At 77.3% G+C, this 14513-nt stretch carries 13 protein-coding genes; 6 read left to right on the forward strand and 7 right to left on the reverse strand.

Annotation, left to right across the window (positions count from 1 at the left end; genetic code table 11):
• Positions 1-46 precede the first annotated feature (46 nt).
• A complete protein-coding gene (locus tag ACK586_RS19550; RefSeq protein ID WP_409332174.1) occupies positions 47-889 on the forward strand; it encodes an MFS transporter permease in 843 nt (280 codons plus the stop codon).
• A gap of 29 nt (positions 890-918) precedes the next feature.
• Here ACK586_RS19550 and ACK586_RS19555 read toward each other — a convergent pair whose 3' ends face one another.
• Complete coding sequence (locus ACK586_RS19555) at positions 919-1212, reverse strand: WXG100 family type VII secretion target (protein ID WP_409332175.1); 294 nt, start codon at positions 1210-1212, stop codon at positions 919-921.
• 153 nt (positions 1213-1365) lie between these two features.
• Here ACK586_RS19555 and ACK586_RS19560 point away from each other — a divergent pair, with 153 nt between their 5' ends.
• Positions 1366-5544, forward strand: coding sequence for an FtsK/SpoIIIE domain-containing protein (locus ACK586_RS19560; protein ID WP_409332176.1), 4179 nt, complete (start codon positions 1366-1368; stop codon positions 5542-5544).
• A gap of 190 nt (positions 5545-5734) precedes the next feature.
• Here ACK586_RS19560 and ACK586_RS19565 read toward each other — a convergent pair whose 3' ends face one another.
• The 4 genes from ACK586_RS19565 to ACK586_RS19580 all read right to left on the reverse strand — a co-directional run bounded on the left by ACK586_RS19565 (position 5735) and on the right by ACK586_RS19580 (position 9927).
• Entirely contained in the window at positions 5735-6265 is a 531-nt protein-coding gene (locus ACK586_RS19565) for a DUF6912 family protein (protein WP_409332177.1), read from the reverse strand.
• A gap of 62 nt (positions 6266-6327) precedes the next feature.
• Positions 6328-7710, reverse strand: a complete 1383-nt coding sequence (locus ACK586_RS19570) for a WS/DGAT/MGAT family O-acyltransferase (protein ID WP_409332178.1) — start codon at positions 7708-7710, stop codon at positions 6328-6330.
• A gap of 85 nt (positions 7711-7795) precedes the next feature.
• A complete protein-coding gene (locus ACK586_RS19575) occupies positions 7796-9109 on the reverse strand; it encodes a CpaE/TadZ family protein (protein ID WP_409332179.1) in 1314 nt (437 codons plus the stop codon).
• Positions 9109-9927, reverse strand: coding sequence for an SAF domain-containing protein (locus tag ACK586_RS19580; RefSeq protein ID WP_409332180.1), 819 nt, complete (start codon positions 9925-9927; stop codon positions 9109-9111). The genes ACK586_RS19575 and ACK586_RS19580 overlap by 1 nt, the downstream gene beginning before the upstream one ends.
• Before the next feature lie 193 nt (positions 9928-10120).
• On the opposite strand from ACK586_RS19580, the gene ACK586_RS19585 reads away from it, so the two are divergent.
• Entirely contained in the window at positions 10121-10372 is a 252-nt protein-coding gene (locus ACK586_RS19585; protein WP_409332181.1) for a helix-turn-helix domain-containing protein, read from the forward strand.
• 14 nt (positions 10373-10386) lie between these two features.
• Here the strand turns inward: ACK586_RS19585 and ACK586_RS19590 are convergent, their stop codons facing one another.
• A complete protein-coding gene (locus tag ACK586_RS19590; protein ID WP_409332182.1) occupies positions 10387-10953 on the reverse strand; it encodes a hypothetical protein in 567 nt (188 codons plus the stop codon).
• Between the two features lie 84 nt (positions 10954-11037).
• On the opposite strand from ACK586_RS19590, the gene ACK586_RS19595 reads away from it, so the two are divergent.
• The 3 genes from ACK586_RS19595 to ACK586_RS19605 all read left to right on the forward strand — a co-directional run bounded on the left by ACK586_RS19595 (position 11038) and on the right by ACK586_RS19605 (position 13452).
• Complete coding sequence (locus tag ACK586_RS19595) at positions 11038-11811, forward strand: LysM peptidoglycan-binding domain-containing protein (RefSeq protein WP_409332183.1); 774 nt, start codon at positions 11038-11040, stop codon at positions 11809-11811.
• Complete coding sequence (locus ACK586_RS19600) at positions 11808-12374, forward strand: Rv3235 family protein (protein ID WP_409332184.1); 567 nt, start codon at positions 11808-11810, stop codon at positions 12372-12374. Before ACK586_RS19595 ends, ACK586_RS19600 begins: the two co-directional genes overlap by 4 nt.
• Positions 12375-12546: 172 nt before the next feature.
• Positions 12547-13452: a class I SAM-dependent methyltransferase gene (locus ACK586_RS19605; RefSeq protein ID WP_409332185.1), complete on the forward strand. Its 906-nt coding sequence runs from the start codon at positions 12547-12549 to the stop codon at positions 13450-13452.
• Positions 13453-13596: 144 nt separating this feature from the next.
• Here ACK586_RS19605 and ACK586_RS19610 read toward each other — a convergent pair whose 3' ends face one another.
• Positions 13597-14337 carry a tyrosine-type recombinase/integrase gene (locus tag ACK586_RS19610; RefSeq protein ID WP_409332186.1) on the reverse strand — a complete coding sequence of 247 codons (741 nt, stop codon included), beginning with the start codon at positions 14335-14337 and terminating at the stop codon, positions 13597-13599.
• Positions 14338-14513 lie beyond the last annotated feature (176 nt).

Below are 14513 nucleotides of genomic sequence, written 5' to 3' on the forward strand. Positions count from 1 at the left end.
CGGACGGGGCCCGTTCCCGTTGAGCAGCACCTGGTGGTTCCGCCCCGTGCCGCTCCGCCGCGTCGCGGTCGTGCGGGTGATCGCCTACCTCTTCATCTGGGTGGACGTCTGGCTGACGACCGCCTGGGTCAGGGCGCACGCCGACGTCCCGACCGAGTGGTACGCGCCCCTGACCGTCGGCACGGTGCTCGGCCTGCCCACGCCCACCCACACGGTCGTCACGGTCGTGCAGTGGGCCCTCCTGGTCACGGCCCTGGCGGCGGCGACCGGCCGGGCGCCCCGGATCCTCGGCACCGCGGTGTTCCTCCTCTACTTCGAGTGGATGGTCATCGCGATGAGCTACGGGAAGGTGGACCACGACCGCATCGCCTTCCTGGTGCTCCTGGCGGTGCTGCCCACCGTGGGTGCGGCCCGCTGGAGCGACCGCCGCCGGTCGGAGGCCGCCGGGTTCGCCATGGCCGCGGTGCTGGTCACGATCATGCTCACCTACTTCCTGGCGGCCTGGGCGAAGATCCGCTTCGGCGGCTGGGACTGGCCCACCGGCGCGACCCTTGCCCGCGCCGTCATCCGGCGCGGCACCCCGCTGTCGGACTGGACGCTGGACTTCCCGGGGCTGCTCGTGGCGATGCAGTGGGCGATGGTCGTCCTGGAGGCGCTCGCGCCGCTCATGCTGCTGGTGTGGCGCGACCGGGCCCGGATCGCCCTCGTGGCGCTGCTGATCGGCTTCCACCTGATGGTGTTCGCCGGCGTGACCATCGTCTTCCTGCCGCACTGCGTGGCGATCCTGTCCCTGCTGCCCTGGGAGCGGGCGCCGGAGCTGCGGGACCGCTTGCGCCACCGCACCCCGCAGCGCGCCGACCCGGCCGGCGCCGCCCCCGCGACCCGCTGACACCCGCTGACACCAGCGGCGCCGGTCGGTCAGAGCAGGGCACCGATGCGCGCGGCCATCTCGGTCTCGTGCTGCTGGTAGGAGTCCGCCACCCCGGACAGCAGGCCGCCCATGCCGGTCAGCGCGTCGGCCACCCCCTGCGCGGCCAGGCGCCACTGCTCGTACAGCTCGGTGAAGCGGACCGCGGCCTGGCTGTCGGTCCAGCCGTCGAGCACCGAGCTGTTGACGCTGCTCGACAGCGCGGCGTGCCGCGCCGTCGTGTCCGCTGCCTCGGCCCGGCACTGTCCCGCCATCGACTGCAGGGTGGTGATGTCGACCTTCACGGTGTCCTCCTCGTCCTCCGGGGCTCTCCCGGTGAGCGCGCACGCTAGGCCGACCGAGGCCGACCGCGTCTGCGCCGTCCACATCGGCACGGTCGATCCACAGCCGGGTTCCGGTCGGCTCCGCCGCACCGCGGCTCCTCGCACGATCACGACGTGCGCACCACCGCTCCCGGCCGCCCGGCCACCCGCTGCTGGACGCTGGTCACCGTCGGTGGCTCCCACGACGTCGAGGTCTCGGCCCTCGACGGAGCGCGGCTCGCGGAGCTGCTCCCCGGCCTGGCCGACCTCGTCGGCGAGGCGGCCGGCGGGCTGTGGAGCGGTTCGACGCGGCTGCCGCCCGACACCGACCTGCGCTCACCGGCGCTGGTCCACGGGGCCGTCCTCGGTGCCGGGCGGCCCGGTCCCCGACCGGGGGCGCAGGCTGCCGCCAGCGCCCTCTGCCTGGACGTCGTGGGCGGCCCCGACGCCGGCCGCAGCGTGCCGCTGTCGCAGGGGAGGCACCTGGTCGGCCGGGGCAGCACCGCCCAGATAGCGGTGGCCGACCCCGACGTCTCCCGCAGGCACGTCGTCGTGACGGTCGCCGCCGGGCGGGTGACCGCGCAGGACGCCGGGTCGGCGAACGGCAGCAGGATCGACGGCACGGCACTGGACGGGGAGCCGCGCGAGCTGCCACCGGGGGCCCTGCTGGGGATCGGATCCACGACCCTGGCGGTGCGGGCGGCGCGGGGCGCGCGCCTCACCGGCCGGCCGGCTGCGGGCGGCCGGGTCCTCCTGCAGCCGGTCGCCGCCCCTCCTGCCCGCCGGCCGGACGTCGAGGTGCGGTTCCCCGCCCCGCCGGCCCCGCCGGTCGGGCGCCGGCTCGCGTGGGCCGCGATCGCGTTGCCGGCCCTCGCCGGGGTGGTGGGCGCGTGGCTCTTCGGGTCGCCGACCTTCCTCTTCTTCGCCGCGCTCGGCCCGCTCGTCGCGCTGGGCACGTGGTCGGGCGACCGGTGGTCCGGACGCCGTCGGCACCGGCGGGACACCGCCGGGCACACCGCGGCCCTGGCCGCCGCCCGGACGCGGCTCGACGCCGCGGTGGCGACCGACCGGCGCTCCGGTGACCAGGCGGCACCGGACCTCGCCCAGCTGGTGACGGCGGTCCGGCGCCGGTCGACGCCCCTCTGGGAGCGCCGGGGTGGTGATCCGGGCGCGCTCGCGGTCCGGCTCGGCCGGGGGCCGGGCGCCACGCGGGTCACCCGGGTCGAGTCCGACGGCACCCGGACCACGGAGCCGTGCGAGGACCTCCCCGTCACCGCGGACCTGGCGCTGACCGGCGGGCTGGCGGTCTGCGGTCCCCGCCCGCGTGCCCTCGGGGTGGTGCGAGCCGTCCTGGTCCAGGCGTGCGCGCTGGTACCGCCCGGTGACCTGGCCGTCGCGGTGCTCACGACGGCCGACCGGCTGGCCGACTGGCGGTGGCTGCGGTGGCTGCCGCACGTCGACCCGGCCGACGTGCGCGTCCGGCCCTCCGGGACGGCGGACGAGGGGGGTGACGTGACCTGGCTCGAGGCGGTCGTCGCGCGCCGCACCGGTCGGCCGCTCGCCACGGGACGGCCCGGTGCGCCCGCGACGGTCCGGCTCGTGGTGGTGCTCGACCGGCTGCCGGGCCGGCGGCTGACCGTGGCCCTCCGCGACGCCCGGGACGCCGGCGTCCTCGCGCTGGCACCCACCGGCCGGGCGCAGGAGGGGCCGGCCGCCGTGCTTCGCGTGGTGGGCGAGACCGGTCAGGCCGGTGTGCTCGACGCGACCGGCGCCGCGCCCAGGCCGCTCGTCGTCGACCACCTCTCCGCGGCCGCGGCGGCCGGGCTGGCCCGCGACCTGGCGCCGCTCGCCACGCCGGCCGGCGGGGAACCGGCCCTGCCGGCCGCCGTCCGGCTGCTCGACCTGCTGCCGCCGGGCGCGGCCGCGGACGGTGGCCAGGGCTGGTCCCGGCGACGGGACCGGCTGGTGGCGGTCCTCGGCCGGTCCGCCGACGGCGTGGTCGCCGTCGACCTGTGCCGGGACGGTCCGCACGCCCTCGTCGCCGGGACGACCGGCTCCGGCAAGTCGGAGCTGCTGCAGAGCCTGATCGCGGGGCTGGCGCTGGACTCCTCGCCCGACCGCTGCTCCTTCCTGCTCGTCGACTACAAGGGTGGTGCGGCGTTCGCCGAGGCCGCGCACCTGCCGCACACCGTGGGGCTCCTGACCGACCTCGACGCGCAGACCACGGTGCGGGCGCTGCGGTCGCTGGGCGCCGAGCTCACCCGCCGGGAAGCGGTGCTGGCGGCGGCCGGCGTCGCCGACGTCACGGCGCTGCCGGACGAGGTCGACCTGGCCCGGCTGGTGATCGTCGTGGACGAGTTCGCCGGGCTCGCCGAGGAGCTCCCCGACTTCGTGCCCGGGCTGGTGGCCATCGCGCAGCGGGGGCGGTCGCTGGGCGTGCACCTGGTGCTGGCCACCCAGCGGCCGGCGGGAGTGGTGAGCCCGGAGATCCGCGCCAACTGCAGCCTGCGGCTGTGCCTGCGCACCACCGACGAGTCCGACTCCCGCGACGTCCTGGGCACGGGCGTCGCGGCGTCCCTGCCGGCGCACCGCCCCGGCCGCGCCTACCTGCGACTGGGGGCCGCCGACCCCGTGCTGCTGCAGGTGGCCCGCGTGTCCGGGCGGCCGTCGCCCGGGCCGGCGCAGCCCCGGGTCCGCCGCTGGGAGTGGCCGTCGACCGGCCCGGAGACCGCTGCGGACACCGGGACGGGGCCCACCGACCTCGCCCGTGTCGCCGCCGCACTGGCCGCGCGGGCCGACCGGTCCGGGCTGCGCCGTCCGCACCGCCCCTGGTGCCCCCCGCTGCCCGACCGCCTCCCGGCCGCGCAGCTCACCGGGGATCCGGCCGGTCGCGGTCCGGTGCTCGCCCTGGGGCTCGTCGACCGGCCGGACAGGCAGACGCAGGACGTCCTCGCGCTCGACCTGGCCCGCGGGGGCGGGTGGCTGGCCGTGGGCGGGCCGGCCAGCGGCCGCACGACCCTCCTGCGGACGGTCCTGGCCGAGGCGGTGGCGGTCGCCGCCCCCGACCTGCTCCACGTGCACGTCCTCGACCACGACGGCGGCGCGCTCGCCCGCGCCGCCGCCGTGCTCCCGCACACCGGGACCACGGTCGGCGCGGACGACCCGCTGCGCACCGTCCGGCTGGTCGACCGGCTGGGGGCCGAGGTGGCGGCCCGGCGGGCGTCCGGGCGGACGACGCCCCACCTCCTGGTCCTGGTCGACGGCGTGGAGGCTCTGTCGGCGCAGCTGGACGACGCCGACCCGGGACGTGGCTCGACGGCGCTCGTCCGGCTGGTCCGTGAGGGCGGAGCGGCCGGCCTGACATGCGTCCTCACGGCAGATCGCGCCGTCCCGGGCGGGCGGCTGGCCGCCGCGGTCGGCACCCGGCTGGTGCTCCCGCTGCCCGACCGGGCCGACTACGGCATCGCCGGCGTCCCCGCGCGAGCCGTTCCCGGGCACCGGCCCCCCGGGCGGGCGCTGATGGGCGAGGCGGCCGTGGAGTGCCAGCTCGCCCTCCCCCGTCCCCTGCCCGCGGGCGCCGCTCGGCCCGGGGGGCCGCGGTCGGCGGCCCTGCGCATCCCCGAGCTCGCGCCCGATCCGCAGGTGGCGCTGCCGCGGCACCGGACGGGCGCGTGCGCGCTGCGCGTTCCGCTCGGCCCGGGCGGCGACGAGGGGCACGTCCTGACCGTGGACCTCGCGCGGTCGGGAGGGCTGCTGGTGGCCGGCCCCCCGGCCAGCGGCCGCTCGGCCGTGCTGGCGGCGCTCACCACCCACCTGTCCGCGGCCGGGGTCCCGGTGCTGCACGTGACGGGTCGAGGGCGCGCGACCGCGGGAGGGGATGCCCAGCGGGCGGAGGGCGCAGGCGCGGACGGTCGCCGGCCCGAGGACCTCCGCGCCGACGACGCGGCCGGCTGGGCGGCCTGGGTGGACCGGCTGGCCGGAGAGCCGGGCGTCGTCGCCGTCGACGACCACGCCACGGTCGCCGACTCCCCCGTCCTCGTCGCGCTGGGCACCGCACCGCCGCGGTCGGTCGCGCTGGTGGTGGCGGGCGCCGCCGGCGACCTGGCGGGCGCCTACCGCGGACCGGTGGCGGCGCTGCGCCGACGGCGCAGCGGCCTGCTCCTCTGCCCCGGCCCCGGGGACGGGGACCTGCTGGGGGTCCGGTTGCCCCGCACCCCCGTCCCGGTGCGCCCCGGGTCGGGGTGGCTGGTGGAGTCCGGCGTGCCGCAGCGGGTGCAGGTCGCGCTGCGGCGCACGGCGGAGGACCCGTCGTGATGCGACCGGTCGGTCGCTCGACGCCTGCTCAGGTGGGATCGGTCGGCGTCATCGTGATCGTGATCAGGTCGGGCCGGCCGTGCTGCGGGCTGGCCGTGCTCGGGTCGGGCGGCCCGCGGTCGGGGCGGCCTGCTCGCGGCGGCCCGCTCGCGGCGGCCCCGAGCTGCGCGACGGCGGTGGTCGCCGCGGATCAGAGCAGATCGAGCAGCGGGCCGACCTCCTGCGTCGCGTACCACGCCAGCTCGTGCCCCTCGGCCTGGTCGACGACGAACTGCGCGTCGTCGCTGCCCAGGTCCGCCTCGAGCACCACACCGACCGCGGCCCGGACGTCGTCCTCGGCGTCCACCCCGTCGACGTGGACGCTGGCGACGTCGCGCACGGCGATGTCCGCGGTGACGCGGACCGCGCCGGCCTCGATGTGCGGCTCGTCGAGCGGGGTGACCACCTCGTCGGCGACGTCCGCCGCGACGACCGCGCGCCGGCGCGCCGCCAGGGGGTCGAGGTCGAGCAGGCGCAGGCTCGCGCGCGCCGCGGCCAGCAGGGCGGCGTACTCCAGTTCCTCGGTGTCGGACCCCGCGTCGCTGACCGCGTAGTGCTCGCGCAGCATCTCGGTGACGGCGAACGCCGTGTGCGGTCCCGGGAGTCGCCCCTCGTCCACGAGGGTCCGCAGGACCGTCGTCGTCGCCGGCAGGTACACGCGCACCCGGGTCGCTCCCTCCATCGGTGGAGCGACGACCGTATCCCGGCCGAGCGCCGACCCCGGCCGGTGACCGGGCCTCGCGGTCAGCCGGAGGCCTCCACGAGCTCGCCCAGCTCCTGCTCCACGAGGTCGGCGAGCAGGTCGACGTCGCCGACGGTCTCGCGGTCGGCGTTGAGGCAGATGTAGACCCGCCCGTCGTAGCTGGTCATCCCGATCGACAGCCCCTGCCCCCGCACGAGCGGCACCACCGGGAAGACCTCGAGCATGCGCGAGCCTGCCGCGTACAGGGGCACCTGCGGACCCGGCACGTTGGTGATGACCAGGTTGAACATGCGCCGGGACAGCCCTCGCGCGGCCCGTGCCCCCATCGCGTGCAGCGTCGGCGGCGCGAAGCCGGTGAGGGCGATCAGCGCATCGGCACCCACCGAGCGGCCGGACCGGGCGACCCCGCGCATGGCGTAGCTGAGCCGGGCCAGGCGCACGCGGGGGTTCGGCTCCCCCACCGGCAGGTCGACCAGGTAGCTGGCGACGCGGTTGCCCGGAGACTCCTGCTCGTCACCCTGCACCGACACCGGGACCAGCGCCCGTACCGACGTGGAGGCGACCACCGCCACCCCGCGCGAGAGCAGCCAGTCCCGCAGGGCCCCGGTGACGACCGTCAGCAGGACGTCGTTGACGGTTCCGCCGTGGGCCCGCCGCACGGCGCGCAGGTCCTCCAGGTCCGCACGCGCGAACGCCACGCGCCGCTGCCGGCCGTGCGTGGCGTTCAGCGGGCTGTGCGGCGCCGGGAACACCGCCGACCGGGCCGCCCGCACGAAGCCCGACGCCGCCCCGCCCAGCCGCGCCAGCGTGGCCCGGACGTCGGTGACCGCCGCGCCGAGGGTCTCCACGGCCGCCGAGGGCCGCTGCACGTACTCACCCAGCGCGTCGCGGAGCAACTCCACCCCTCCGGGCAGGGGGCGCGGACGCCAGGGCTCGGCCTCGGGCACCGGGGCGTCCGGGGACGGGTCGAGCAGCACCTGCGCGATGTCGACCGCGCCCAGGCCGTCGACCAGCGCGGGATGCGTCTTGGTGATGACCGCGACCCGGCCGTCGCCCAGCCCCTCGACGAGGTACAGCTCCCACAGCGGACGGCGGTGGTCCAGCGGGCGGGAGGTCAGCCGCGAGACCAGGTCGACGAGCTGCGCCCCGGTCCCCGGCCTGGGCAGTGCCGACCGGCGCACGTGGTAGGCCGCGTCGAAGTCGGGATCGTCGGCCCAGACCGGGTCCGCGAGCCGGCCCGGCACCTCCAGCACCCGCTGCCGGTACCGCGGCACCAGCGGCAGCCGCGCCTCGACCAGCGCCGCCAGCGCGTCCAGGCCACCGGCCGGGGGCTCGAGCAGCAGGACCCCGGCGACGTGCATCGGGGCGTCGGGCTCCTCCAGGTAGAGGAACGACGCGTCGATCGTCGTCAGGCGTTCCAGCATCGGCTCCCTCCCGTCCGGCGACCCACGCTACGGCCGGCGGCGTCCCCACCGCACAGGCGTTCGCGCGCCGGCACGAGCGAGGTCCTCATCCGGCGGCCCGGCGGGTCCGGCGCCGGCGACGCCGGGCCGCCTCGGCGGGCACCCCCGTCACCCGGCCCGCGAGCGCCCGCAACTCCGCGCGCAGCGGCGATCCGGGAGCCACCTCGGCGAGCGTGCGGCCCGAGGCGAGCGCGGCGTCGGTCGCGCCGCGGTCCGCGGGCAGGAAGCAGTCGGCAGCGCGCCCGGTGAACCGCTCCAGCGCCTCGGCGATCTCCCGCCGGGGGTCTCCGGGGACGGGCCCGCGCCGCACCTGGTTGACCACCAGCAGGGGCTCGGCACCGGGCACCGCGTCCGCCAGGTCCCCCAGGGCCCTGATGCAGCGCTGCAGCGCGACCGGATCGGCGCCGCCGACGCAGACGACGACGTCGGCGGCCTCCAGGACGGCGAGCGTGGCCCCGTTGCGGCGCGGTGCCGCGGTGTCGAACGACAGCTCCTCGTCCTCCTCCAGGCTGAACCCGCAGTCGACCACCGTCAGGGCCGCCAGGCCCCGCGCCTCGTCGAGCACCCGGACGACCGCCGAGGGCCGCAGCTCGGGCCAGCGGTCGGCCCGCGCGAGGCCGGTCAGCACACCCAGCCCGGGCCGCACCTCCCACGCCAGCCGGCGCAGCGCCACCGTGTCGAGGCCGCCGGCCGCGGCGCGGCGTGCCGCTGCGGCCAGGCCCGGTGACTCGTCCAGCAGGCCGAGCACCTGGGCGACCACGCCGCCGTACACGTCGGCGTCCACGAGCAGCGTCTCCACGCCCAGACGGGCCGCCTCGTCGGCCAGTCCGACGGCGACGGTGGTCCGCCCGGGCGCTCCCGTCGGCCCCCAGACCGCGACCACGAGACCCTCGCCGCCGGCCCGATCCGCCTCGTCCCCGGCCGCCGTCCCGATCCCGGGCGGGACGGGACCGGGCAGGGCGGCGCGCGGGTCGGCGACGTCCCGCCCCGGTGCCCGTCCGCCGGCCACGGCCTCGCGGAGGGCGGTCGCGATCGCCCCGGGGTCGGCGTCGGCGGGCAGCACGTGGACGACACCCCAGGCGTGCAGCCGGCTCGCGGCCCGCTCGTCCCCCGGCTCGACCAGCCCCACGACCGCCACGCCCGCGGCGGCGAGCCGGGCGACCGCGTCCCCGTCCAGCCGGCGCAGGTCGGCGGAGAGCAGCGCCGCGTGACCGGTCCCGGTCGCCGCGGCGGCCAGGAGCTCGGCCACGTCGACGCAGCGGCGGACGACCGTCACCCCGTGGTCGGCGCGGTCGAGCGCCCCGACCAGCGCGGACTCCCAGGCGGCCCCGGTGACCGCGGTGAAGACCTGCAGCGCCATCAGCTCGGAGGCCCCTCGGCGCCCGTCGACGGGGCCGACTCCGCGGGAGCAGGCGGGGCGGAGGGAACCGGCACGGCCGACGACGGCGCCGGCGGCACCGATCCGGCCGACGGAGCCGGCGCGTCGACGGATCCGTGCACGACCACGACGAGCGGCCGGCCACCGATGGCCGCCAGCACGTCAGGGGCGCTGCCCGCCGCCACGGAGACGACCACCTGCACCGTGGTCGACGCGCTCGACAGGACGCCGTCGGTCCGCCCGGACAGCGCCTGCACCGGAGCCGCACCGACGACGAGGTCGACCGCGCCGTCGGCCCGGCCGGTCGCCCCTGCCGCCGGGTCGGCCACGGCGTAGACGTCGACCACCTGCCCGCGGCCCAGTCCCGGCGGCACGTAACCCGCCTGCACCGGCAGCGCCAGCTGCACCAGGTCCGGCACGTCCTCGAGCACCGAGCGCGGCAGCAGCTCGCCGTCCCGCACGGCGCGGGCCAGGGTGCGCCCCTCCGGCCGGGTGCTGGTGGCCAGGTAGCGGTCGGCCGCGTCGTCGAGCCGGACGTCGACCGCGACGAGGTCACCGGCCGACAGCACGGTGCCCGCGGCGAGGTCGCCCGATGCCACCCAGACCGGCACGGTCGCGTCGGCCGCGCCCACCACGCGGGCGCCGGCCAGCACCGATCCGAGGACGAGCAGGACGCCGAGCACCAGGCGCAGGTCCAGCCAGCGCGGTGCGCGCACCCGGCGCGGCACCGGGGCGCGCAGCCGGCCGGTCGGGGCGGGGTCGGCCGGGGCCGGCGGAGGTGCCGTCCGCACATCGGTCACCGCGCCGCCTCCGTCCCCGTCGGCGGCCTGCGCCACCGGCGTCCCCGCCGCCGCCGTCCGGCGGTCGGACGCAGATGATGCGCGACGGCACCGGTGGCGTGCACCCGTTGTCCACACGTTCGTGTGTGGAGGGACCGGCCGATCCCTCCGGAGGGCTGACAGACTGACCCCGACCCCGGATGAGAGACCGCCGATGCCCACACCGCGTTTCCTGACCCTCGCCGACGTGGCGGAGATCCTGAACGTCTCCTGGCGGCAGGTGTACGCGCTCGTGCGGCGCAAGGAGCTGATCGCGATCCAGATCGGCGGCCGCGGCCAGTGGCGGGTCGAGGTCGACGAGCTGGAGCGCTTCATCCAGCAGCGCTACGCCGAGGCGCGCGCAGGTGACGTGCCGGAGCTCGAGCCCGAGCCGGGCGAGGCCCGGGCGGGGGCGGAGGGCTCCTAGCCCGCTCCCCGCCCCTAGCCGGGCCCGGGCGCCAGCCGCCGGACCGCGGTGACGGCGTCCAGCGCGATCGCGCGCACGCCCTGGACCGCCGCACTGCGGCGCGGCTGGTCGGCCGGGTGCTCGGCCAGTTCCAGGAAGTCGGCACCCACCCGGTCCACGGTGCCGGTCAGCGCCCCGCCGTCGTCGAGCAGGACCTGCACCGGGCTGCGGTCCCGGGCCAGGCCGCGCACCGCCCATCGCAGGTCCAGCCTGCGGGCCACCTCGCCCTGCTCGGCCGCGGCCGTCCCGCGGTCCAGCCCCGCGACGGTGCGCACCGCAGCGACCGCCACGAGCAGCTCCCGCTCCCCGGGCTCGCTCAGCAGCACCCACCCCTCCCCCACCCCGGTGAGGACGCCGCGCAGCTCGCCGGCGCCTCGGCAGCGCAGCGCCACCGCCCGGCCCACCGCCCCGCCGAGCCGCTCCGCCAGCCGGACGGCGCCGGTCTCCAGGCGGATGCGCGAGGGGTCCTGGGCCCGCTCGGCCGCAGCCTCGCCCGCCTCCCACTCCGCCTCGAGGTCGGCGAACAACCGCTGCCAGCGCACGACGGCGAGCGTACCTCCGTGCACATCTCTTGCGTTTGAGCACGTTTGCTTGCTCTAGTAGACGAGGAGTTGCGAGGAGGTCCGATGTCACTGCGTCGCCTGACCGCCACGACCGCCGCCATGGCGGCCGCGGCGGTGCTGCTGGTCGCCCTCACCCCGGCACTGCCCGATCCGGCGTCGCTGGTGGCGGACCCGCAGGCGTACATCGACGCCGCGGGGCCGGAGTCGCTGGTCCTCGCCGCGGCAGCGCTGCTGGCGTGGCTGGCGTGGGCGTGGGGCGCGCTGGGTCTGCTCCTGACCGGCCTGTCCGCGGTTCCCGGGATCGTGGGGGTCCTCGCCCGGGGGGCCACCCGCTCGCTGCTCCCCGCCGATGCGCGACGCGCGGCCGCGGTGGCCCTCGGCCTCGGCCTCGCCGTCGCCTCGCCGACGCTGTCGGCCTGCTCGACCGCACCCCCGGCACCGGCCGCCGCGGCGTCGCTGCCGCAGGCGGCGCCGGTTCCCGACTGGCCGGCGGCCCCGGCCGCGGCCAGCCCCGCCGCACCGGAGTCGCCCGCGCCTCTCGCTGCACCGGGCACCGACCCACCTCCGGTCCCCGCTCCTACCGGGGCGGACCCGGTCCCCGGGTGGCCGGCCACCGAGCACGTCGTCGTCCGCGGCGACTCGCTCTGGCGCATCGCCGCCGCCGACCTGCGCGCCCGGACCGGAGGGGAACCGGCCGCGGCCGACGTCGTCCGTGCCGTCGCGGCCTGGTGGTCGGCCAACGCCGAGGTGATCGGGCCCGACCCCGACCTGCTGCTCCCCGGCCAGGTGCTGCGCGTCCCCGTCCCCGTCCCCGTCGAGAGCGAGCCCGCCCCATGACCGCCCCGCCGACCCCCGCGCTCGACACCGCATCCGAGCGGCCCGCACCGGCTGCTGCCGCGGCGCTGCGGACCTTCCGGCTGACGGTCGTCGCGACGCCGCAGCCCCCGCTGACCGAACTCGTGGCCCTGCCCCTGGTCCGGCAGGGCGTCGCGCCGCCGCGGGCACCGCACCGCCCGGGGCCACGGCCACGCGAGCGCCACCAGCGGCTGGCCGACTTCGGGCCGCGCTGGTCGTCCCGCGGCGACCTCCCCGACCCCCGGCTGGCCGGCCGGCGCGTCTTCACGCTCGCCCTCGAGGGGATGGCCGGTCTGCGACCGCTCGCGCAGGTCCAGAACCTGACCGCGCCCGGCCTGTACGCGGCACTGGCGGCCCGCCGGCCGGGCTGGTGCTCCGGCGGAACCGCGCCGGTGCTGCTGGGGCCGGTGCACGTGTGCGAGCCGGTCGACGGGGTGGCGGAGGTCAGCGCGGTGGCGCGGCGGTCGGGACGTGCGCACGCCGTGGCGGCCCGGCTCGAGGGCATCGACGGCCGCTGGCGCTGCACCGCGCTGCAGATCGGCTGACCGCGAGCCGGCCGGGTCCACGGGACCGGCCGCCGGCTGCGCGCCGCGAGCCGGCCGCCCGCCTCGTGGCCCGATCCACCGGGCCGGCGGCCACGGGGCGGCCGACGGGACCCCCCGGGTGACCACCGGATCGGTAGCCTCGCTGCACCAGGCAGACGATCACGGAGGCGGCATGCCCAGCGTCGAGGACAACCGCGCTCAGTGGGCGAACTACGACTGGACCGATCAGGGAGACGAGTGGTCGGTCGGCTTCGGCGGCACCGAGGCCATGTGGGCCTGGATCCTGCAGCCCCGGGTCGGCCCGTTCCTGCCGTCCGCGCACACGCTGGAGATCGCGCCTGGCTTCGGCCGGATCACCCAGTTCCTCGTGCCCGCCAGCGCGAAGCTGACCCTGGTCGACCTCGCGGAGCCGTGCATCGAGGCCTGCCGTCGACGCTTCGCCGAGCACGACCACATCGACTACCACGTCAACGACGGCCGCTCGCTCGACATGATCGAGGACGGCTCCCTCGACCTGGTGGTCAGCTGGGACTCCCTCGTCCACGCCGAGGCCGACGTGCTGGAGTCCTACCTGACCCAGCTCGGGCGCAAGCTCCGGCCGGGGGGCACCGGCCTGTTCCACCACTCCAACATCGACGCCTACCGCGACCCCGGTACCGGGGAGCTCACCGTCGCCAACGAGCACTGGCGGGCACCCACCATGTCCGCGGCCAAGTTCCGGCAGTTCGCCGACGCGGCCGGGCTGCGTTGCGTGGTCCAGGAGCTGATCCCCTGGGGCGGCACGGACTTCTCCGACTGCCTGTCGGTGTTCCGTCGCGACGCCGTGCGCCCGCTGCGCCCCCTGCGCCGCACCGAGGTCGCGCACAACAGCCGGTTCTTCGCCCAGGTCCAGGAGCGGTTGGCCGGTGAGGTGCGCGACGTCACCGCGCTCTACCGGACCGGCCGGCCGGCACCGGCAGACCCGGCCCGGACGCCCGGGGCGCGGCTGGCCACCCTGGTCCGCGAGGGCTCCACGCTGGCGCGCAGGACCGCCGCGCCGGTGCAGCGAGGGATCTCGCGGATGCGCGCGCGCGGCTGACCCGCCCGTCCGCGGGCCCGCCGGACGGCGTCCGGACCGTCCGGCGGTCAGCCCGGTGCGCCCACCTGTGCGACTACTTCGCCGCGCCGTGGCAGAACTTGTACTTACGCCCGGGGGCGGCCAAGCAAGCATCTGACCTGCGATTTATGCCTGATGCATCTCGGTAGTCCGCACGGAGTCCGCAACAGCCCCCAGGACTGCGTCGACAGCATCGCGCGTCCGGTCGTCCGAGTCGGGCCACAAATGGGAGTAGACGTCGAGTGTCTGCGCGGCCGACGAGTGCCCGAGGCGGGCCTGCACCGTCTTGACCGATTCGCCGTGTCGGATCAGGAGGCTGGCGTAGTAGTGGCGCAGGGCGTGGAACGTCACTGAGTAGTCCAGTCCGGCGGCCTTCACAGCTGGACGCCACACCGAGCCCGACCACGCCGACCGCATCATCGGACGCTCGTCGTCGCTGGCAAAGACGTAGTCGGTCGGCTCAGCCGGGAACTCGGCCAGGTGCTCGGCCAGGGCGGCGATCACGGTTGCAGGCAGCGGGATGGTGCGCACGGACGCCCGCGTTTTCACGGGTGCCAACTGCGGCGCCTGCCCGGGCAGGTTGATCAACTGCCGGTCAACCACCATCTGCCGACGGAGGAAGTCGATGCGGTCGACGGTCAGGCCCAGCAGCTCGCCCTGGCGGACGCCGGTACCAGCGCCGAGCACCACTGCCGTCCGCCAGCGCAGCGGCATCGCGTCGCGCAGGGCGACCACCGCCGACGTCGGCAGCGGTTGGACGCGGTGCTTGTGGATCTCCGGCAACCGGACGCCGGCGCAAGGGTTCGCGACCAGGCGGCGGTCGCGGACTGCCGACTTGAACACCGCGGAGGTGACGCTGATGGTCACGCGAACCGTGCGAGGGGCCAATGCCGAGCGCCCTTCAGCCTCCGTGGCGAGCCAGGCGACCAGGCCCTGCATCTCGCTAGCCCGGGGCTTTCACCGCGCATGATCTAAAGACCGGTCCGGGAGCACGAAAGGTGCCTCTGACCTGCAAGGATGCTGCTTGCTGAGGGCAATATCCA

This window comes from Trujillonella humicola, from assembly GCF_046233715.1.
Taxonomy (GTDB): Bacteria; Actinomycetota; Actinomycetes; order Mycobacteriales; family Geodermatophilaceae; genus Trujillonella; species Trujillonella humicola.